This is a genomic window from Microbacterium sp. KSW4-4, assembly GCF_023091185.1.
Taxonomy (GTDB): Bacteria; Actinomycetota; Actinomycetes; order Actinomycetales; family Microbacteriaceae; genus Microbacterium; species Microbacterium paraoxydans.
In genome coordinates, this window is the sequence record NZ_JAHWXJ010000001.1 from 1,639,503 (window position 1) to 1,659,816 (window position 20,314).

General features: G+C 71.5%; 18 protein-coding genes. 12 read left to right on the forward strand and 6 right to left on the reverse strand.

Features of this window, described 5'->3' with window-relative positions:
- The first annotated feature begins 32 nt into the window (after window positions 1-32).
- From KZC57_RS08220 to KZC57_RS08235, 4 genes are all read left to right on the forward strand, one after another.
- A complete protein-coding gene (locus KZC57_RS08220) occupies window positions 33-1,358 on the forward strand; it encodes an extracellular solute-binding protein (protein ID WP_060922928.1) in 1,326 nt (441 codons plus the stop codon).
- 11 nt (window positions 1,359-1,369) lie between these two features.
- Window positions 1,370-3,175 (forward strand): BNR-4 repeat-containing protein, encoded by a 1,806-nt coding sequence (locus tag KZC57_RS08225; RefSeq protein ID WP_247641460.1) that lies wholly within the window; start codon window positions 1,370-1,372, stop codon window positions 3,173-3,175.
- Between the two features lie 37 nt (window positions 3,176-3,212).
- The gene (locus tag KZC57_RS08230; RefSeq protein WP_247641461.1) at window positions 3,213-5,474 is read left to right on the forward strand and encodes an FAD-dependent oxidoreductase; all 2,262 of its coding nucleotides are present in this window, start codon (window positions 3,213-3,215) and stop codon (window positions 5,472-5,474) included.
- 68 nt (window positions 5,475-5,542) lie between these two features.
- Window positions 5,543-6,430, forward strand: a complete 888-nt coding sequence (locus tag KZC57_RS08235) for a LacI family DNA-binding transcriptional regulator (RefSeq protein ID WP_231919662.1) — start codon at window positions 5,543-5,545, stop codon at window positions 6,428-6,430.
- A gap of 11 nt (window positions 6,431-6,441) precedes the next feature.
- Here KZC57_RS08235 and KZC57_RS08240 read toward each other — a convergent pair whose 3' ends face one another.
- Complete coding sequence (locus tag KZC57_RS08240) at window positions 6,442-7,251, reverse strand: DeoR/GlpR family DNA-binding transcription regulator (protein ID WP_025105387.1); 810 nt, start codon at window positions 7,249-7,251, stop codon at window positions 6,442-6,444.
- 80 nt (window positions 7,252-7,331) lie between these two features.
- Between KZC57_RS08240 and KZC57_RS08245 the strand changes: the two genes are divergently transcribed.
- From KZC57_RS08245 to KZC57_RS08275, 7 genes are all read left to right on the forward strand, one after another.
- The gene (locus KZC57_RS08245) at window positions 7,332-8,306 is read left to right on the forward strand and encodes an acetylxylan esterase (protein ID WP_083370936.1); all 975 of its coding nucleotides are present in this window, start codon (window positions 7,332-7,334) and stop codon (window positions 8,304-8,306) included.
- Between the two features lie 123 nt (window positions 8,307-8,429).
- Window positions 8,430-9,005: a glucose-6-phosphate isomerase family protein gene (locus KZC57_RS08250; protein WP_060923618.1), complete on the forward strand. Its 576-nt coding sequence runs from the start codon at window positions 8,430-8,432 to the stop codon at window positions 9,003-9,005.
- 9 nt (window positions 9,006-9,014) lie between these two features.
- Window positions 9,015-10,505: a xylulokinase gene (xylB, locus tag KZC57_RS08255; RefSeq protein WP_060923619.1), complete on the forward strand. Its 1,491-nt coding sequence runs from the start codon at window positions 9,015-9,017 to the stop codon at window positions 10,503-10,505.
- On the forward strand, window positions 10,481-11,482 hold the full coding sequence (locus KZC57_RS08260) for a phosphoglycerate dehydrogenase (RefSeq protein WP_247641462.1): 1,002 nt from the start codon (window positions 10,481-10,483) through the stop codon (window positions 11,480-11,482). The genes xylB and KZC57_RS08260 overlap by 25 nt, the downstream gene beginning before the upstream one ends.
- A complete protein-coding gene (locus KZC57_RS08265) occupies window positions 11,479-12,429 on the forward strand; it encodes a shikimate dehydrogenase (protein ID WP_060922353.1) in 951 nt (316 codons plus the stop codon). The genes KZC57_RS08260 and KZC57_RS08265 overlap by 4 nt, the downstream gene beginning before the upstream one ends.
- Entirely contained in the window at window positions 12,429-13,397 is a 969-nt protein-coding gene (locus KZC57_RS08270) for a phosphotriesterase (protein ID WP_247641463.1), read from the forward strand. Before KZC57_RS08265 ends, KZC57_RS08270 begins: the two co-directional genes overlap by 1 nt.
- Before the next feature lie 23 nt (window positions 13,398-13,420).
- Window positions 13,421-13,717 (forward strand): putative quinol monooxygenase, encoded by a 297-nt coding sequence (locus KZC57_RS08275; protein ID WP_060922355.1) that lies wholly within the window; start codon window positions 13,421-13,423, stop codon window positions 13,715-13,717.
- Between the two features lie 166 nt (window positions 13,718-13,883).
- Here the strand turns inward: KZC57_RS08275 and KZC57_RS08280 are convergent, their stop codons facing one another.
- The 4 genes from KZC57_RS08280 to KZC57_RS08295 form a co-directional block, all read right to left on the reverse strand.
- On the reverse strand, window positions 13,884-14,885 hold the full coding sequence (locus KZC57_RS08280; RefSeq protein ID WP_060922356.1) for an ABC transporter substrate-binding protein: 1,002 nt from the start codon (window positions 14,883-14,885) through the stop codon (window positions 13,884-13,886).
- A gap of 134 nt (window positions 14,886-15,019) precedes the next feature.
- On the reverse strand, window positions 15,020-16,054 hold the full coding sequence (locus tag KZC57_RS08285; RefSeq protein WP_174521432.1) for an ABC transporter permease: 1,035 nt from the start codon (window positions 16,052-16,054) through the stop codon (window positions 15,020-15,022).
- Window positions 16,054-17,556 carry a sugar ABC transporter ATP-binding protein gene (locus KZC57_RS08290; RefSeq protein ID WP_025105377.1) on the reverse strand — a complete coding sequence of 501 codons (1,503 nt, stop codon included), beginning with the start codon at window positions 17,554-17,556 and terminating at the stop codon, window positions 16,054-16,056. The genes KZC57_RS08285 and KZC57_RS08290 overlap by 1 nt, the downstream gene beginning before the upstream one ends.
- Before the next feature lie 178 nt (window positions 17,557-17,734).
- On the reverse strand, window positions 17,735-18,604 hold the full coding sequence (locus tag KZC57_RS08295; RefSeq protein WP_105950513.1) for a sugar phosphate isomerase/epimerase: 870 nt from the start codon (window positions 18,602-18,604) through the stop codon (window positions 17,735-17,737).
- Window positions 18,605-18,792: 188 nt separating this feature from the next.
- On the opposite strand from KZC57_RS08295, the gene KZC57_RS08300 reads away from it, so the two are divergent.
- Complete coding sequence (locus tag KZC57_RS08300) at window positions 18,793-19,794, forward strand: LacI family DNA-binding transcriptional regulator (RefSeq protein ID WP_247641464.1); 1,002 nt, start codon at window positions 18,793-18,795, stop codon at window positions 19,792-19,794.
- 95 nt (window positions 19,795-19,889) lie between these two features.
- Here KZC57_RS08300 and KZC57_RS08305 read toward each other — a convergent pair whose 3' ends face one another.
- Window positions 19,890-20,309: an RbsD/FucU family protein gene (locus tag KZC57_RS08305; RefSeq protein ID WP_025105374.1), complete on the reverse strand. Its 420-nt coding sequence runs from the start codon at window positions 20,307-20,309 to the stop codon at window positions 19,890-19,892.
- Window positions 20,310-20,314: the final 5 nt, after the last annotated feature.

Below are 20,314 nucleotides of genomic sequence, written 5' to 3' on the forward strand. Positions count from 1 at the left end.
CCGCAGTCCCTCGAAGAAGAGAGAGCACCCTCATGTCCGAGAACACCACCGTCTCCCGTCGCCAGCTGTTGCAGTTCGCCGGGCTCGGCGCCGCCGGCCTCCTCCTCGCCGGTTGCATGCCGAGCGGCGGCGGCAGCGGCAGTCCGTCCTCCTCCCCCGGCGCCGGGCTCGGCGCGGGCGACTTCACCGCCACCGACTTCTCCTTCTCCAGCTGGTCGCTCACCGAGGAGGCCGCCGCCCCGGCCACCCGCGCGCTGCTCGACGGCTACAAGAAGACCAACGACGTCGGCATCACCGAGGTCTCCTTCCCCTACAACGAGTACTTCAAGCAGCTCATGCTGCAGGTGCGCGGCGGGCAGTTCACCGGCGCCGCGCACGTCGACGTCGCCTGGCTCGCCTCGCTGGCCGCGCTCGGCAAGCTGGAGGACGTCTCGGCACTCACGAAGGGCCGCGGCTACACCGCCTCGAGCCTGGAGGCCACGCAGCTCGACGGGAAGCAGTACGCGTTCCCGTGGACCATCGGCGCGATCGGGCTCATCACCAACTCCGAGCTCCTGAAGAAGGCGGGGATCTCCACGTTCCCGACCACCGTCGACGACTTCGAGGCGGCGCTGAAGAAGCTCAAGGCCCTCGGCGGCGGCCTCATCCCCTACGCCGCCTCGACCAAGGCCGCCCAGCTCAAGGACGTCCTCATCTGGATGCAGACGTTCGGCAGCGACCTCGTCAAGGACGGCAAGGTCACGATCGGCGACGACGCGAGCATCGAGGCGGTGACCTGGTACAAGTCGCTGTACGACCAGGGGCTCATCGCCGCCGACGTCGACCGCTTCGACGCCCGCTCCCTGTTCGCCCAGGGCCGCGCCGCGATCTACGACGACGCCCCCGTGGGCCGCGCGTCCGTCACGAAGGACTCGCCGGATCCCGACCTCGCCTCCAAGCTCGTGCCCGAGTCCCGCCCGGTGCTGAAGAAGGGCGACACCCCGCGCGCCCTCGTCTGGGGCGGCGCCATCGCCATCGTCGGCGGCGGCTCCGGCGACAGCACCCGCACGGCCGCGGACTTCGGCCAGTGGGCCACGAGCGACCTGAAGGCGGTGCTCGGCGACTACGAGCTGCGCGGCCTGCCGCCCGTGACCGAGGAGGCGCAGTCCTCGAAGGAGGTGGCGTCCGACGCGTTCGGCGCCCGCTTCGCCGAGAAGATCACGGCGACCGCCACCACCAACCCGTTCTGGCAGTACCCGCAGTACGCCCAGATCGAGACCGTGATCGCCGACCGCGTGCAGGCCGTCCTCGTCGGTCAGCAGAGCGCCAAGGACGCGATGGCGCAGGCCGGCGACCAGGCGCAGAAGCTGCTGGGCTGAGGAGCATCGCCATGACCCTCCGCTGGAAGGCCGGCGCCACCGCTGCCGCCGCCCTCGCCGCGCTCGTCCTCGCCGTGCCCGCTCCGGCCGCCGCCGCGACCCCGGACGTCGAGACCGTGCCCGTCACGGTCGACAGCTCCAACCAGTCCGGCTGGTGGAACCCGCTCGTCGTCGACGGCGACGAGACGTACTTCGCGTACAACGTGCCCGGTTCGGTGGCCGCGAAGCACCAGGTGAACCTCTCGGTCCGCGCCGCCGACGGCACGTGGACCACCGGCTGCCTGCGTCTGGCGACCGGGGCCTGCGCCGAGTACGCGGACGACAACGGCCACAACCAGCCGTCGATCGCGATCGACGGCGACGGCTACATCCACGCGTTCGTCTCGATGCACCACGAGCCCTGGAAGTACTTCCGCTCCACCGCGCCGTACGACGCGACCTCGCTCGTCGATGCGAGCGCGGAGATGCCCGACGCCGGGGCCGCGGTCTCCTACCCGGTCACGGCGCAGGGAGCCGACGGCGACATCTGGCTCATGGTGCGCATCGGCGCCGACCCGCAGGCTCGCCGCGACGGGGTGCTGTACCACTACGACCCCGTGGCCGGGACGTGGACCCGCGAGACGACGATCGCCGCCGCCGTGAACCACTCCTTCTACCCGGACGACCTCGAGGTCGACGCCGGCGGCAAGGTGCACGTGCTGTGGGAGTGGGGCCCGTGGCCCGCCGATCCCTACCGCCACCTCGGCTCGTACGCGGTGTACGACCCGGCCGCGGGCGGCTTCCGAGACGTCGCCGGGCAGGCGCTGCCGACCCCGATCCGCCCGGACACCCCCGGCGCCGTCGTGTGGCGCGGCTACGAGCCCGGCGAGACCATCGGCGACGCCGTGCCCGCGGTGCAGACCGCGAAGATGGCCCTGGCCGACGGCGAGCTCGTGGGCGTGACCTACCGGTACGCGGACGAGACCGAGAACGCTTTCGACGTGCGGTGGGCGACCTGGACCGGCTCCGCCTGGACGAGCGAGACCCTCGTGGACACGGACGCCCTCGGTGGCGGCGTGCAGACCATCGCGGCGCTCGACACCACCACCGCCGGCGGCGAGACCCGCGTCTACGCCGTGGTGTCGGTGCAGGACTGCGGCATCACCCGCAGTCAGACGGTGCTGCTGACCGCCGGAGCGTCCGGATGGACCGCCGACACCGTGGGCGACCCTGTCGTGGGCCAGCAGCGCCTCCGGGCGGCGACCCGCACGGACGGCACCGACGTCGTCTACCTCAGCGCCCCTGCTGTCCCCAGCGGAGGGACGCTGCGGCATGCCGAGATCCCGCGCGACGGGCAGCCCGGCACCACCAGCCTCTCCGCCATCGTGGCCTCCCTCCGGGGCGACGCCGGCGGCGAGAACCTGGCGCTCGGCGGCACCGCGACCGCCTCGTCCCAGCTCCGCGCCGACACCGGCCCGGAGAAGGCGATCGACGGCGGCTGCACGGATGCGAGCCGGTGGATCTCGGCGGCCTCCGACACCCAGCCGACCATCACGGTCGAGTGGGACGAGGCCGCGCCGCTCGACGTCGTCCGGGTCCGCAGTGGGTACACGGTCGGCCCGCCGCAGACCTCCGTGCTGCGCGACTTCGCCGTCCAGCTGCGCACCGCGAGCGGCTGGGTCACGGTCGGCACCGTCACCGGCAACACGCAGACGACGGTCGTGGTCGATGCCCAGGGGCGGACGGCCGATGCCGTGCGCCTCGTCATCACCGACCCGTCCGACTCCGCCACCGACGTCGCCCGCGTCTACGAGATCGAAGCGATCGCCGCGCGCTGAGCGGCATCATCCCCCCTCCCGAAAGGAACCCATCCCCATGCGCACCCAGACCGTCGAAGCCGACATCATCGTCGTCGGCGGCGGCCTCGCCGGAGTGAGCGCCGCCGTCGCGGCCGCCCGCCTCGGCCGACGTACCGTGCTGATCAACAACCGGCCGGTGCTCGGCGGCAACTCCTCCTCGGAGGTGAGGGTCTGGGTGTGCGGAGCGACCGCCCACGGCAACCAGCGGTGGGCGCGGGAGACCGGGATCATCGGCGAGATGTACCGGGAGAACCAGTTCCGCAACCCCGAGGGCAACCCCGTGTACTGGGACGACGTGGTGCTCGACATCGTGCGCCGCGAGCCCAACCTCACGCTGTTCCTCAACACGGAGGTGCTCGAGGCCGAGGCCACCGGACCCGACGACGCCCGTCGGGTCCGGTCGGTGACCGGCTGGACGATGGGCTCGGAGATCCGCACCGTCTTCCGCGGGCCGCTCTTCCTCGACTGCACCGGAGACGGCCTGGTCGGACGGCTCGTCGGCGCCCGGCACCGACTGGGCAAGGAGAGCCGCAGCGAGTTCGGCGAGGACTGGGCGCCCGAGCAGCCCGTGCGCGAGTTCCTCGGCTCGACGCTCCTCTTCTATACGAAGGATCTCGGGCACCCGGTGAAGTACGTCGCGCCGGAGAGCGCGAAGGACATCTCGACCACCCCGATCCCCTCGTCGCGCATCATCCGCAGCGGCGACAGCGGCGCGCACTACTGGTGGATCGAGTGGGGCGGCACGCTCGACATCGTCGACGACAACGAGGCCATCCGCGACGAGCTGCGGTCGGTGATCCTCGGCATCTGGGACCACATCAAGAACTCCGGCGAGTTCGACGCCGACAACCTGACCCTGGAGTGGATCGGCAACATCCCCGGCAAGCGCGAGTACCGCCGCTTCATCGGCGACTACACGCTGCGCCAGCAGGACATCCTGGAGCAGACGTCGTTCGACGACGGCATCGCGTTCGGCGGCTGGTCCATCGACCTGCATCCCGCCGAGGGGATGTACGCGACGGGGGCGGGCGCGGTGCAGCGCTTCTCGGACGGCGTCTTCGAGATCCCGTTCCGCTCGCTCTACTCCGTCAACGTCGACAACCTGCTCATGGCGGGTCGCGACATCTCGGCCACGCACATCGCCTTCGGTGCCGCCCGAGTGATGGCCACGTGCGCGGCGATGGGGGAGGCCGCGGGCACCGCCGCCGCCCTCTGCTACGCGCACGACGCCACGCCCCGCGAGCTGTACGAGCACCATCGTGCGGAACTCCGGCAGACGCTGCTCCGCGCCGACGCCTCCCTCATCGGAGTCGCGAACGAGGATCCCTCCGACCTCGCCCGCACCGCCGCCGTCACCGCGTCCAGCACCCTGCGCACGATCGGCACCCCGGAGAGCACCCTGGCCGCGGCGACCCCGCACACCCTGACGGACGACCTCGGCATCGTCGTCCCCGTGCACCCGCGCCTCGACGCGACCGAGCTGCTGCTCGGCGCCGAGGTCGACACGCAGGTCACGGTGGAGGTCTGGTCCACGGGCCGTCCGCAGAACATCGTGCCCGCGGTGCTCGAGCACCGCACTGTGATCGACGTCCCCGCCGGTGGTCCGTCCTGGGTGCGGGCGGAGACGCCTTTCACCCCGGAGGACCCGCAGAACGCGATCATCGTGCTCCGCGCGAACCCGCAGGTGCAGGTGCAGCTCGCCGACGAGCTCCCGCCCGGAGTGCTCACCCTCGTGCACCGGGTCGACAACGACGACCGGAACGTGCAGGTCGACCGCGACGGTCTCCTCGTGCAGTGGCCGACCAAGCCGCTGCGCGGACGGGTGCCCGCGTTCCGCACGAGCCCGGACTCCGAGGCGGTCGCGCCGGAGCGCGCCGTCTCCGGGTACAACCGCCCGTTCGGCGGACCGCACCTGTGGGCGTCCGCCCCGGAGGTCGACGGTCCGCAGTGGCTGCGCCTGGACTGGGAGCAGCCGGTCACGGCCTCCGAGATCCGCCTCGTGTTCGACGACGACGTGGACCTCGAGCTCAACACCCTGCACCACCACCGGAGCCCCGACGAGGTGCTGCCCCAGCTCGTGCGCGACTACCGGGTCGAGGTGCAGCAGGCGGGTTCCGAGGAGTGGCGCACCGTGGCCGAGGAGCGGGACAACCGTCATCGCCTGCGGGTGCATCCCCTGCCGGATGACCTCGGTGCCTTCACGGCCGCCCGCCTCGTGGTGGAGCGGACGAACGGCGTCGCGGAGGCACGCGTGATCGCGTTCCGAGTGCAATCGTGACGGAGAGCGCTAACGTGAAGGGCATCCGTCGTCCCGGCGGAGACCGTCGTCCCTCCAGGAGGCCGCAGGTGACCACCTCGCCCGGCGGCCGCGTGCTCCCCGTCGCGCGGGCCACCCGCACGGGACTCATCGCGCTCGCGGTGCCGCATCTGGAGGAGCCGTACTTCGCGGAGCTCGGCTCGCGCATCGTCCGCGGCGCCGACGACCGAGGGCTGGCCGTGCTCATCGTGCAGACCGAGGGCGACCACGGCCGCGAGATCGACGTCGCCAACGGGGTCGGTCTGCCGCCCATCGACGGGCTGATCCACATCCCGCGCTCGCTCACGGTCGCCGACCTCACGCGCCGCACCTCCCCCGGGCCGCTCGTGCTGCTGGGCGAGCACATCCAGGTGAGCCCGTTCACGCACGTCACGATCGACAACCGGGCCGCCGCCTACACGGCCACCGAGCACCTGCTCGCGGTCGGCTGCCGCCGCATCGGTTTCGTCGGACGCCGCGACGCCCGCCCCTCGGATGCCGCCGACCGTCGGCACGCCGGGTACCTGGAGGCCCTGGCCGCCGCCGGCATCCCGGCCGACCCCGCCCTCACCGCGCAGGTCGACGCTTTCACGGCGGAGGAGGGTGAGCGCGTCGCCGGGGCGATGGCCGCCGCGGTCCCCGACCTCGACGGCATCGTCTGCTCGAACGACTCCGTCGCCCTCGGTGCGCTGGCCGCCCTTCAGGCCCAGGGGCGGAGCGTGCCGGGTGACGTCGCCGTCGTCGGCATCGACGACATCCGGGCCGCGCGCTTCGCCGTCCCCGCCCTCAGCACCATCGCTCCCGACCACGCCCGCCTCGTGGACGCCGCGTTCACGGAGCTCGAACGGCAGATCGCCGCGCCGCCGGGAGCGGATCTCCCGGTGCGGCACGTGACGGTCGGCGCCCGGCTGATCCCGCGGGCGAGCACGGCCCGATGACGGCGGCGGACTCAGTCCGCGAGGGCCGTCGCGAGCGCACGCTCGTCGCCGCCGTCGCGCGGCGCGACGTGCAGGGTGCCGACGTGCGCGGCGAGCAGCTCCCGCGCGCCGTCGTCGAGGCCGTCGTCGGTGACGAGGCGGTCGATGTCGCTGAGGTCGGCCACGGTCGTGAGCCCGACCACGCCCCAGCGGGTGTGCTCCGCGAGGACGACGACCTCCCGGCCCGCGGCCATGAGCGCGCGATTGGTCTCGGCCTCGAGCAGGTTCATGGTCGTGATGCCGGCCTGCTCGTCGAGGCCGTGGGCGTCGAGGAACACGAGGTCGCAGTGCAGGTGCTCCAGGGCGCGCACCGCGACCGGTCCGACGAGGGCCTGCGACGGCGTGCGCACGCCCCCGGTGAGCACGACCGTCTGCGTGTACGGAGCGTCCGCGCGGTCCGGCGGCGAGAACAGGTCGGAGACCGGCAGAGCGTTCGTGACGATCGTGAGCTCCGGGACGCGCACGAGCTCCCTCGCGAGCGCCAGGGCCGTGGGTCCGCCGGAGATGCCGACCGCCATGCCCGGCTCCACGAGATCCGCGGCCGCCGCGACGATCGCCCGCCGTTCGGCCGAGGCCGCCGGAGCCGGAACCAGACGCTGGAGGCCCCGCGCCCGCACGCCGCCACGGATGCGCTCGACCGCGCCCTCCTCGGCCAGCTGATCGATGTCGCGCCGCACGGTCATCTCGCTCACCTGCAGCGTGGCCGCGAGCTCGCCGATGGAGGCGGTACCGCGATCGCGGGTCAGGGCCAGGATGCGCTCGCGTCGTTCCGTGACCAGCACGCGGTCTCCTTCCGATGGAGCCTCCAGTCTGCCACGCACCCCAGCCCGCCCCACTCCCGGAACAGGACCCCTCAGCCCGCATGACCTTCCCCGAGCCCTACGCCACCTGGTTCCCCGATGCCGCGTTCGACGGCAGCTACGGCCGCACCGAAGCCGACCTCCGCGCCGTCCGCCCCGTGCCCGCGCCGCCCGGTTTCGCCGACCGCTGGCGGCGCTGGCGGCGCGAGGCCGCCGCGGTGGACGCGGCCCCCGTCGTCCTCTCCACCTCCGAGGAGCAAGGCCGTCGGGTGTCCGTCGTCGAGCATGCCGGCGTCGACGGTGTGCGGCTGCGGGCCTGGGTGGTCGAGCCCCTCGACGGCTCTCCCCGCGCGGGCGTCGTGCACGGCCACGGCTACGGGGGTCGCGACGCGGTCGATCTCGCCCGGGTGCCGGACGATGTGGCGGCGATCTATCCCGTGGCCCGCGGGCTCGGCGTGCTGAACGCGGGGATCGGAGCGCCCGAGCCGACCCCCGAGCACGTGCTCGCGGGCATCGACGACCCGGAGCGCTACGTGCTCGGCCTCTGCGCCCGTGACCTGTGGCTGGCGGCCGACGTCCTCGCCTCGGTCGTCGGCGCGCTTCCTCTCTACTACGTCGGGGAGAGCTTCGGCGGCGGCATCGGCGCGCTCGCCCTGCCGTGGGACGACCGGTTCGTGGGAGCCACCCTCATCGTGCCGAGCTTCGGCCAGTACGACGAACGGCTGGCGGTGCCGTGCCTGGGGAGCGGGGAGACCGTGCGTCAGCACGTCATGGGGAATCCCGAGGCCCGCGAGGTGCTGCGCTGGTTCGACTCCTCGACCGCGATCGGCTTCACGGAGGTGCCGGTCCGGGTGGAGGCGGCCCTGTGGGACCAGTACGTGCCGCCGCAGGGGCAGTTCGCGGTCGCCGCCGGGGCGCGCGATCTCGACCTCGCGGTCCTTCCCGCCGGTCACGCCGAGTACCCGGGGTCGGCGGACGTGACGGCGGGCGCCATCCGCGGCGGGCGCGAGCACCTGGAACGGGTGCTCGGCGGCTGACGGCCATCGCGCGCGCGGCCTGCTCCGCGCAGGAGAGCACTGGACGCAACCTGTCATAACAGGTACAGTGAGCTTGTCATTACAGGTTGCGCGACGACGCAGCACCCGTTTCGAGGAGCATGGATGCCCGAGTACCAGACCCCGCCGATCTCCCCGATGGCGATCGCCTTCGACGCCGAGAAGCTCACCCTCTCCCCCGAAGGCCCCACCCTGACCCGGCGGATGTCCGACCTCGAGGGCCTGTTCCGCGATCACGACGCCTGGGCGGCTGCCGCCGCGGGCGAGGACCCGATCGTCTACACGGTCGTCAGCTCCCCTGTCCCCGAGATCGAGCGGGAGCTGCCGCAGTCGATCACCACGATCATGCCCGGCGACACGGGCGGCGAGCTCTGGATGACCAAGGGCCACCAGCACCCCGACCATCAGGGCGAGATCTACCTCGCGCTGCACGGCCGCGGCGGACTGCTCATGTTCGACGGCGAGCGCACCGAGTGGCTCGACATGCTCCCGGGCACCATCGGCTACATCCCGCCGGGCTGGGCGCACCGCTCCGTGAACACCGGGGACGAGCCCTACTCCTTCCTCGCGGTGTACCCGGGCGGCGCCGGCCACGACTACGGCTGGGTGCTGGAGCACGGCATGGGCTCGCGGGCATACCGCGCGGAGTCCGGCGTCGACCTGCGCCCCTACGCGGAATAGGCTCCGGCCATGATCATCGCCCACGACCTCGGCACCACCGGGAACAAGGCGTCCCTGCACCACGACGACGGTCGCCTGATCGCCGCGGTCACCGTGCCGTACCCGGCCCACTTCGCGGCCGGCGGCGTCGCCGAGCAGGACCCGGCCGACTGGTGGCACGCGGTCGTCACGGCGACCCGCGACCTCCTCGCGCGCACCGGCACCGCCGCCGCCGAGGTCGCGGGCCTCGTGGTCAGCGGACAGATGATGGGCGCCGTGCTGCTCGACGCCGACGGCGAGCCCGCACGACCCGCGATCATCTGGGCGGACACCCGCGCCGGCGCCCAGCAGCGCGAGCTCGAGGCGGCGGTCGGCGCCGAGCGCGCCTACGGGATCCTCGGCCACCGCCTGAACCCCACCTACTCCCTCGAGAAGATCATGTGGGTGCGCGACAACGAACCCGCGGTGTGGCAGCGCGTGCGCCGGGTGTGCGTCGCCAAGGACTTCATCGTGCTGCGGCTGACCGGGCGGCTCGCCACGGACCGCTCGGACGCCTCGGGCACCAATGCGTACGACCAGGTCGCGGGCACGTGGTCGCCGGAGATCCTCGCGGCCGCGCGACTCGATCCCGCCCTCTTCCCCGAGATCCTGGAGTCGACGCAGATCGCGGGCCCGCTCACGCCCGCCGCGGCCGAGGCGCTCGGGCTGCACACCGGCGTCCAGGTCGTGATGGGCGGGGGCGACGGACCGCTCGCCGCGGTCGGCTCCGGCGTCGTGGCGCCGGAGGACGGCGCCTACGTGTGCCTCGGCACCTCCTCGTGGATCTCCTTCGCAGCGGACGCCCCGCTGCACGACCCCGCGATGCGCACCTTCACGTTCGACAACGTCGTGCCCGCGTCGTTCGTGCCGACCGCGACCATGCAGGCCGGCGGCGCCTCGGTGCAGTGGATCGCCGAAGCCCTCTCCGTCGACCCCGCGCACCCGGAGACGGGGCGCCTCGTCGCCGAGGCCGCGAGCGACATCGACACCGACGACCTCTACTTCCTCCCCTACCTGCTCGGCGAGCGCTCCCCGCTGTGGGACCCGGATGCGCGCGGGGCCTTCGTCGGTCTCGCCCGCCACCACGGGCGGGCCCACCTCGTGCGCGCGGTCCTGGAGGGGACGGCGTTCAACCTCCTCACCTGCATCCAGGCGTTCCGCGAGGCCGGCGCGACGATCGACCGCATCGACGCCGTCGGCGGCGGGGCGCAGAGCGACGTCTACCTCGCCGTCCTCGCCGACGTGTGGGGCGTGCCGGTGCGACGCCGCACGATCGTGGAGGAGGCGAACAGCCTCGGTGCCGCGGTCACGGGAGCCGTCGGCCTCGGCCTCACCGACTTCTCCGCCGCCCGGGCGCTCAGCGAGGTCACCGCCGAGTTCACGCCCGACCCGTCCCGGCATGCGGTCTACGCCGAGCGCCACGCCCGCTTCACCGACGCGTACGCTGCCCTCGCACCGTGGTTCGCCGGGAGGCCGCGCTGATGGGCGTCATCCTCGTCACGAGCCGCTCCTTCTCGGACGGCGACCTCGACCTGGTCGGGCGCGCCGCGCAGGCCGGACACCGCATCCTCCGCGGCCCCGCCCACCACGACCTCGACGAGCTGCGCGTGCTGCTGCACGGCGCCGACGCCTGGATCGCCGGCACCGGACCGGTCACCGACGCGCACCTGGCCGCGGGCCCGAAGCTCAAGGTCGTGGCGCGCTACGGGGTCGGCACGGAGGCGGTGGACCTCGCGGCGGCGCGCGACCGTGGCATCCCGGTCACGAACACCCCCGGCGCGAACGCGGATGCGGTCGCCGACCACGCGGTCGGCCTCATGCTCGCCGCTCTGCGCACCATCCCGGACGGCGACCGCCGCGTGCGGACCGGCGACTGGAGCGTCCGCCGCGGGCGGGAGCTCGGCGCCGCGACCGTCGGCATCGTCGGCTTCGGGCGGATCGGCCAGGGGGTCGCGCGGCGACTGAGTGGATTCGGCCCGCGGCTGCTCGCCTCCGACCCGTTCCTGCCCGCCGACCTCGTGCGGGACGGCGGCGCCGAACCCGTCACCCTCGACGACCTGTTCCGCACCGCCGATGTGATCACCCTGCACGCCCCCGGCGGGCAGCAGCTCGTCGACGCCGACCGCCTCTCCGGGATGCGACCGGGGACCGTGCTCGTCAACACCGCCCGCGGCGACCTCGTGGACGAGCTGGCCGTGGCCGACGCGCTCCGCGACGGCATCCTCGCCGGGTACGCGGCCGACACGCTCGACGGCGACACCGCCGCGCACGACAGCCCCCTGCTCGCCGCGGACCTCGCCGACCGTGTCATCGTCACCCCGCACCTCGGCGCCCAGACCACCCAGGCCGTCGACAACATGGGGGCGCTGTCCCTCGACGACGTGATCGCGGTCCTCCGCGGCGCCGACCCCGCCCACCTCGTCCCCGTCCCCGCGTCCGCCCCCGAGGAGAACCGATGACCACCGCCGCGACGTCCGCCGCACCGTCCGCCACCGCCGACTACATGGGCTTCGTCGGCGTCACCACCGCCTCGTCGTCGATCATGAAGGTGTTCCCGCTGTGGGCCGACATCCTCGGCCTCCCCACCCGGACCCTCGTCGGTCACGACCTGCCGATGGATGCCGACCCCGCCCAGTACCGCGCGATGGTCGAGCAGATCCGCGACGACCCGCACCACCGCGGCGCGCTGGTCACCACGCACAAGATGAACGTGTACGCGGCGGCGTCCGACCTGTTCGACGAGCTCGACCCGTTCGCCGTGTCCTGCGCCGAGATCTCCAGCATCGCCAAGCGCGGGTCCACGCTGTCCGGCCGCGCGAAGGACCCGATCACGGTCGACCTGGCGCTGCGCGACTTCCTCCCCGCCGACCACTTCGCGCGCACCGGTGCCGAGGTCGTCATCCTGGGTGCGGGCGGATCGGGCACCGCGCTGAGCTGGGCCCTCGCCGAGCGGGAGGATGCCCCGGCCCTCATCACCGTCACCGCGCGCACGCAGGACAAGCTCGACCACCTCCGCGAGGTGCACCGCCAGCACGGCACCCCCGAGGGACTCCTCCGCTACGTCGTCACCGAGACGCCGGAGGAGGCCGACGCCCTGGTCGCCGCCGCGCCCGCGGGATCGGTCATCGCGAACGCCACCGGGCTCGGCAAGGACCGCCCCGGCTCCCCGCTGACCGACGCCGTCGTGTTCCCCGAGGGCGCGTACGTGTGGGAGTTCAACTACCGCGGCTCCCTGGAGTTCCTGCACCAGGCCGAAGCACAGGAGGACGACCGCGGCCTGCACGTGGTCGACGGCTGGCGGTACTTCATCCACGGCTGGTCGCAGGTCGTGGCGGACGTGTTCGACCTCGACCTCACGCCGGAGACCGTCGAGCGCCTCGCGGAGGCCGCGGAGTCGGTGCGCTGATGCCCGCCGTGCGGACCGTCCTCGGCGACCTCGACCCGTCGCGGCTCGGTCGCGTGGACTACCACGAGCACCTCTTCCAGGTGTCGCCGCTGCTGGTCGGGGACGAGCTCGACGACGAGGCCGCGTCCGGCGAGGAGGCCGGTCTGCTGCGGGCGAGCGGCTTCGAGGCCATGGTCGACGCCACCCCGTTCGGCCTCCGTCGGGACCCGGCCGCCGTCGCCCGCATCAGCGCCGCGACCGGACTGCACGTGGTCGCCACGACGGGTCGGCACCGTGAGGCCCACTACGGCCCCGACCACCCGATGCAGGTGTGGGGCGCGGACCGCCTCGCCGCCCTGTTCGTGTCCGACCTCACGCGGGGGATGCCGGCGGACGACACCGCGGTGTTCGAGACGCCCGACGTGCCTCTCGCCGCGGGTCCCGATGGGCAGCCCGTCCGCGCCGGCATGCTCAAGGGCGGGGCCGACTACTGGCGTCTCAGTCCGTTCGAGCGGACGACCCTCGTCGCCGTCGCTCAGGCGCACCGGGAGACCGGAGCCCCCGTCATGGTGCATCTGGAGTTCGGCACCGCGGCCCACGAGGTCCTCGACCTGCTGGGGGCCGAGGGGGTGCCGGCGGATCGCGTCGTGCTGGCCCACGCCGACCGCGACCCCGACCCCGGTCTGCACGTCGCGTTGGCCGAGCGCGGTGCCCACCTCGGGTACGACGGCTTCGCCCGCCCGCGCACCCGCTCCGACGCGGAGCTGCTGGCCCTCACGGTCGCCGTGGTGGAGCGCGGCGCCGGCGACCGGATCCTGCTCGGGGGCGACGTCGCCCGCCGCACCCGATACATCGCGTACGGCGGCATGCCGGGTCTCGCCTACCTGGGCGACCGCTACCTTCCGCGGCTCCGCGAAGCCGTGGGTGACGACGCCGTGCACCGGATGCTCGTGACGACGCCCGCGCGCTTCCTGACCCTCCACTCCTGACCACCCGAACCCGAGGAGTCGTCATGCCCGAACCCACCGTCCTCCACGCCGTCTTCACCGCGCAGCCGGGAGCCGCCGACCGGGTCGCCGCGCTGCTGCGGGACTTCGCCGAGGTGGTCCGCGCCGAGGAGGGCAACATGGTCTTCGACGCCCACCGCCTCGTCGACGACCCTGACCGCTTCTTCGTGTACGAGGTCTACCGCGACGAGGACGCCTTCCAGGCCCACCTGCACGCACCCGCCGGCATCCCCTTCAACGCTGCCCTGCAGGAGCTCATCGTCGAGCCCACCTCGATCCTGACCTTCCTCCGCCCCCTCTGACCCCACCCCTCTCCGTCTCCCTGTTTCAGCCGCACGACCCCGACACGGGTGCACGAGGAGACCGCGGGTCCGATCGTGCAGCCGCCCCGGACCACGGACCGGAGCCGGAGTTCCCCCGGACACGACGAAGCCCCCCGCCCGAAGGCGAGGGGCTCCGTCGTGCGGGTCACTCGTAGAGGACCGCGGCGATCTTGTCGTCCTCGATGTTGTTCTTGTCGTACCAGTAGGAACCGGTGTCGTAGAACTCCTCGACGTCGTCCCCGTTGGCCGCGTCGTAGGCCGCCTGCACGACCTGGGCGCCGATGCCGATCGGGTCCTGCGTGATGGCGCCGGCCATGGTGCCGTCCTTGATGGCGTTGATCTGGGCCGCACCGGAGTCGAAGCCGACGATGGTGATCTTGCCCTTCTCGAGGCCGAGCTCGTTCACGGCGTTCACGACGCCGATGGCCGAACCCTCGTTGGTGCCGTAGATGCCCTTGAGGTCGGGGTGGGCCGCGATGAGCGTCTTGGCGATGTCGGCCGACTTCAGGTGGTCGCCGTCACCGTACTGGATGTCGACGATCTCGATGTCGGGGTAGTCCGCCTCGATCTTCTCGACGAAGCCGTCGCGACGCTCGACACCCGTCGAGTTGATCTGCGAGTGGCCGACGATGGCGACCTCGCCCTCGCCGCCGATCAGCTCGGCCATGTGCTCGGCCGCCAGCGCGCCGGCGACCTTGCTGTCCGTCGCGGAGAGGCTGAGTCCGACGTCGCCGTTGCACGGGGCGTCGAAGTAGACGACGGGGATGTCCTTCGACTTCGCCTGCTCGAGCGGGGCGACGCACGCCTCGGGGTCGAGGGCGGCGTAAGCGATGGCGTCCGGGTTCTTGTCGATCGCGGCGGTCAGCATCTCGAGCTGCTGCGCGATCTCGGTCTCGGCGGCCGGGCCCTCGAAGGTGATCTTGACGCCCAGCTCCTGGGCCTTCTCCTCGGCGCCCTTCTTGACGGCCTGCCAGAACTGGTGCTGGAAGCCCTTCGAGACCATGGCGATGTACATCTCGCCGTCGCCGCTGCCGGTGTCGCTGCCCGAGCCCTCTTCGATCACGTCGCCGCCGCCGGCACAGCCGGCGAACACGAGCGCGGATGCGGCCACGAGTGCCGCGAATGCGGTCTTCTTGCCGAATTTCATGGAAACTCCGTTGTTCTGTGTGGGTGCCGGCCAGGACCGGCGGGTGGACATTCGTGGTGCCTGTGCGGAGGGTTCCGCGGGGTCCGGCCGGAGCCGGGGACGGCGGCGGGCACGGGTTTCGCCGCCGCCGTGTCTCAGGTCCGCTGGCGGTTGCGCAGCGAGTCGAGGAAGACGGCCAGCAGGACGACGACGCCGACGACGATGTTCTGCCACTCGGGCTGGATCGACATGATCCGGAGGCCGTTGACGAGGACGCTCATGATGAGCGCGCCGATCACGGTGCCGAGGATCGAGCCGCGGCCGCCGAGCAGCGAAGTGCCGCCGATGATCACGGCCGCGATGGCCTGCAGCTCGTAGCCGGTGCCGATCTGCGGCTGGGCCGAGTCGAGGCGGGCGGCGATCACGATGCCCGCGATGCCGGTGAAAGCGCCGGCGAACATGTAGATGAGGATCGTCCAGCGACGGGTGTTGACGCCGGAGAGGCGCGTGGCCTCCTCGTTCGATCCGATCGCGAACGTGTAGCGGCCGAGCAGCGTCTTCGACAGCACGAGCCAGGCGACGATCGCGAGGGCCGCGGTGATGAGCACGGCGTTCGGGATGCCGGGGATGAGCACGCCGAGCGCGATCTTCTTGAAGTCGGGAGCCGAAGTCGAGAAGTAGATCGGCGCGACGTTCGAGATGACGAGGGCGAGGCCGCCGGCGATCATCATCATGGCCAGCGTCGCGATGAACGGAGGCAGCCGCAGGAACGTGATGTTGACGCCGTTCACCAGGCCCATGAGCACACCGGTCGCGATGCCGCCGAGCACACCGACCCACACGGGCAGGCCCATGTTGGTGATGAGGACACCCGTCATCACGGCGCAGAGCGCCATGCCGGTGCCGATCGACAGATCGATGCCGCCCGTGATGATGACGAACGTCGTGCCGAGGGCGAGGATGCCGATGACCGCGGTCGACAGCAGCACCGTGGCGATGTTGCTGAAGGTGAAGAAGTTGGGGCTGGCGATCGAGAAGAAGATCACCAGCACGATCAGGGTGCCGAACGCGAGCGACTGCTGGAATTGCCGCTTGAGGAACCCGGCGACGTCGCGCTTGTCGGTGTCCTCGTTGACGGCCGTCTGGATGATCGTCGTCGTCGACGATCCGGACTGCTGTGGGGTGCTCATCAGTCTTCCTCCCCGTGGGCTGCGAGTTGCATGATCTTCTCCTGGCTGGCTTCCTCGTTGCGGAGCGTCCCGGTGATGCGGCCGTTCGCGAACACGGCGATGCGGTTCGCGACCCGGAGGATCTCGGGGAGCTCGGACGAGATGACGATGATGGACTTGCCCGCGTCGGCGAGCTGCTGCATGAGGCGGTAGATCTCCTCCTTCGCGCCGACGTCGATGCCTCGCGTCGGCTCGTCGAAGATCAGGATGTCGCAGTCGCGCATCAGCCACCGGGCGATGACGACCTTCTGCTGGTTCCCTCCGGAGAGGAGCTTGACGACCTGGTTGACCGAGGGGGTCTTCACCCGCAGCTGCTGGACGTACTCCTTGGTGCGGTTCTTGGCCTTGCTGTCGCCCATCCACCCGATGCCGTTGGCGTAGGAGCCGAGCGACGCGAGCACGGTGTTGAAGGTGACGTCCTGCTCGAGCATGAGGCCGAGCAGCTTGCGGTCCTCGGAGAGGTAGCCGACGCCGTGCTTGACCGCGTCCGCGGGCTGCGCGATGCGGACCGTGCGCCCGCCGATCGTGATCGTGCCGCCGTCGCGGTGGTCCGCGCCGATGACGGCACGGGCGGTCTCGGTGCGGCCGGCGCCCATGAGGCCGGCGAATCCGAGGATCTCGCCCTTGTGGAGCTGGAACGACACGTCCTTGAGGAGCTTCCGCGTGGACAGCCCCTGCACGTCGAGCACGATCGGGTCGTTGAGATGCTCCCGGGCCTGCGGGCGGGTGCCCTCGTCGATCACCCGGCCGACCATCATCTCGATGATCGTCGGGATCGTGATCTCGGACTTGTCGAGTGATCCGATGTATGTGCCGTCGCGCAGGACGGTCACCCGGTCCGCCAGGCGGCGCAGCTCGTCCATGCGGTGCGAGATGTACACGATGCCGGTGCCGCGGGCCTTGAGCTGCTCGATGAGGACGAAGAGGGTCTCGACCTCGCTGTCGGTGAGGGCCGACGTCGGCTCGTCCATGATGAGGACCTTCGCGTTGAAGGACAGCGCCTTGGCGATCTCGACCATCTGCTGCTCGGCCACCGTCAGCTCGCCCACGCGCTGGCGGGGGTCGAGGTGGATGTCCAGGCGCTGCAGCAGCTCGGCCGTCTGCCGGTTGAGCTTCCGCTCCGACAGGAACGGGCCCGTCGTGGGCTCGCGGCCGACGTAGATGTTCTGCGCGACCGTGAGGTCGGGCATCAGGTTGAGCTCCTGGTGGATGATCGTGATCCCCAGCTCCTGCGCCTGCAGCGGGCTGGTGAGCTCGACCTCCTGCCCCTCGAACGTGATCGTGCCCTCGTCCTTGGTGTAGATCCCGGAGAGGATCTTCATCAGGGTGGACTTGCCGGCACCGTTCTCACCCACGAGCACGAGCACCTCGCCGGCGCGCACCTCGAGATGCACGTCCTTCAGCGCCTGGACACCGGGGAATCCCTTGCTGATCCCCTCGACCCTCAGGATGGGTCCACTCATGCGCTCACCTGCTTCCTTGAAGGTTCTGTCGCGATTGCGGCGGACCGTTCCGCCGTAAACATCGGATCAATTCTGCGACCTGCACCCGGGTCAGTGCAAGTTGTATCTAAATGTATCTAACGATCGACGGCGAGGGAAGACCTGTAATAACATCTTGGTCTCGAACCGCCGCCCGGCGTCAGTGGAGGCGGATCGAATCCACGGCGACGAGCTTGTCGCGGATGTAGGCGTTCGCGTGCGCACCCAGCTCGTCGTTGTCGGTCCAGAGGTTGCGCCAGATGCCGAGCATGCGGCTGAGGTCGGGCGCGACCACGGCCGAGGAGAACGACTCGAACACGATGGGGCCGTCGTAGCCGATGCGCCCGAGCGCCTTGAAGAACGTGTCGAAGTCGACCGTCCCGGTGCCGAGATAGCCGCGGTGGCTCTCGCCGATGTGCACGTACCGCAGGGCGGGAGCCGCATCGAGCACCGGCGCGAACATATCCGACTCCTCGATGTTCATGTGGTACGTGTCCAGGTGGATGCCGAGGTTCGGGCGGTCGACCTCGCCGAGGTACGCCAGCGCCTGGCGTGCGGTGTTCAGCACGTTGGTCTCGTAGCGGTTCACGACCTCGAGCGAGACGGAGACTCCCCGCTCGGCGGCGTGGTCGGCGACCCGCGCGATGGTGCGACGACTCGATGCCAGACCCTCCGGCGTCACCGGATCCATGTACTTCTTCATGGCGCTGTAGATCACCCCGCAGAAGTGCGTACCGCCGAGCTCGGCGAGCACGTCGACCGCGCGGAGCAGGAGCGCCTCGCCCGCGGCGACCACGGCGGGGTCGCCGCTGGTGATGTCGGTCTCGTCGGAGAGCCCGAGCGAGGCGCTGACCGCGAGTCCGTGCTCCGCGAGGGCGGCCTGGGCGGCGGCGACGTCGAACGAGAACGGATCCATGAGCGGGAACTCGATGAGGTCGAAGCCCGCCTGCTTCGTCTTCTCGACCGCGAGCCGGATACCGTCCGCATCGAACGTCCCCGTCCAGACGAGTCCGTGGCAGCCGATGTTCATGAGCGCTCCTCCGGCGGGTGTCCGGCACCGTCGCCGCACGGACTTGGCACGTTACAAGTCCGGTGTTCGAGTCACGCTACGTCGCCCTCCGCGGAAGTGTCAAGAACTTTCTTGGCACGTTACAACTGGTCCGCTAGCCTGGGCCTCATCCGGCCGCGCGCCTGCGGCCCCACCGCCGAAGGAGGCCCATGCCCGCGAGCGTGAAGGATGTCGCGGCTCTCGCGGGGGTCTCGGCGTCGACCGTGTCGAACTACCTGAACCACCCGCACGTCCTCGGCGCCGCCAGCCGGGAGCGCGTGCGCGCCGCGATCGCCGAGCTCGGCTTCGTGCCGAACGAGTCGGCCCGCCAGCTCCGCGCGGGATCGAGCAAAGCCCTCGCCCTCATCCTCCTCGACGCCTGGCTGCCGTACTTCAACGACCTCTCCCGCGGCGTCGACGACGTCGCTCGGGAGGGCGGCTGGTCACTCTTCTTCAGCGACAGCGCCCGCGACGTCGCCCGCGAGGAGCAGAACATCGACATGTTCGAGGCCCACCGGGTGCAGGGCATCGTCATCTACCCGCGCGGCGATGTCGTGCCACGGCTGGAACAGCTCGCGACTCGCGGGATCCGCTCGGTGGTCGTCGGCCCCATCCGGGATTCGCCCTCCGTCGCCGCGGTCACCTTCGACGACCGCGGCGGCGGACGGCTGGCCGGGGAGCACCTGCTCTCCCTCGGCCGTCGCCGCATCCTGTTCCTCGGAGCCCCGACGGTGAGCCAGTCGAACGATCGTCTCGCCGGGCTGCGCGACGCGGTGGCGGGGACCGACGCCCGCGTCTCCGTCCTCGACGTCGAACACCTCACGACCGAAGACGGCCTCCGGGCCGGGGCGCACCTGGCGGACCTCCCGTCGGAAGAGCGACCAGACGCGGTCTTCGCCGCGAACGACGGGGTGGCCCTCGGTGTGCTCACGCAGCTGCTCCGCCACGGCATCCGCGTGCCGGAGGAGATCGCCCTCGTCGGGTTCGACGACATCGCCGCCGCGCACCAGGGCGTGGTGCCGCTGACGAGCGTCCGGCAGCCCGGCTACGAGATCGGCCGCGCCGCCGGGGCCGCGCTGCTGCAGCTCCTCGCCGATCCGACCGCCGCGCCTCCGGCGCCCACGCCGTTCCCCGCCGAGCTCATCGTGCGGGAGTCGACCGTGGGGCGGTGAACCCCGCGTTCACAACTCAGGAGAAGAGCGCCGCTCCGCGTCGAAACGGCCCGTCCGGCTGTTTCCCCGACGTTTCTCCTGAGTTGTGAACGACGTCAGGCCGAGGGGTGGCCGACCACGCCCTTCCGGAGCAGTGCGTTGCCGTACTTGCGCGTCTCTCCCGTGCGCACCATGAGGTAGGCCTCCTTCGCGACCTCGTAGTACGCGAAGCGCTCGACGAAACGCGTGGTGTCGAGCTCCGTGCCGGCGGCGGCCATCAGTTCGCGCTGCACGTCCAGCACCTCGCCGTCGGCCGAGGTCATCAGGTCGATCCCGGGCGCGTCGTCGAGCGGCAGTACGCTGCGGATGGCCGCGACGACCTCGGGTGTCGTGGTGCCGGGAAGATCGACCACGCGCGCCCCGAGGCCCCAGGCCGGGAAGTGCGCGTCGGCGACGACCACGGCGTCGGAGTGCCCCATCCGGTCGAGATGTAGCAGCAGCTCCCCGGTCAGCAGCGGGTGGATTCCTTCGAGCACGGCGG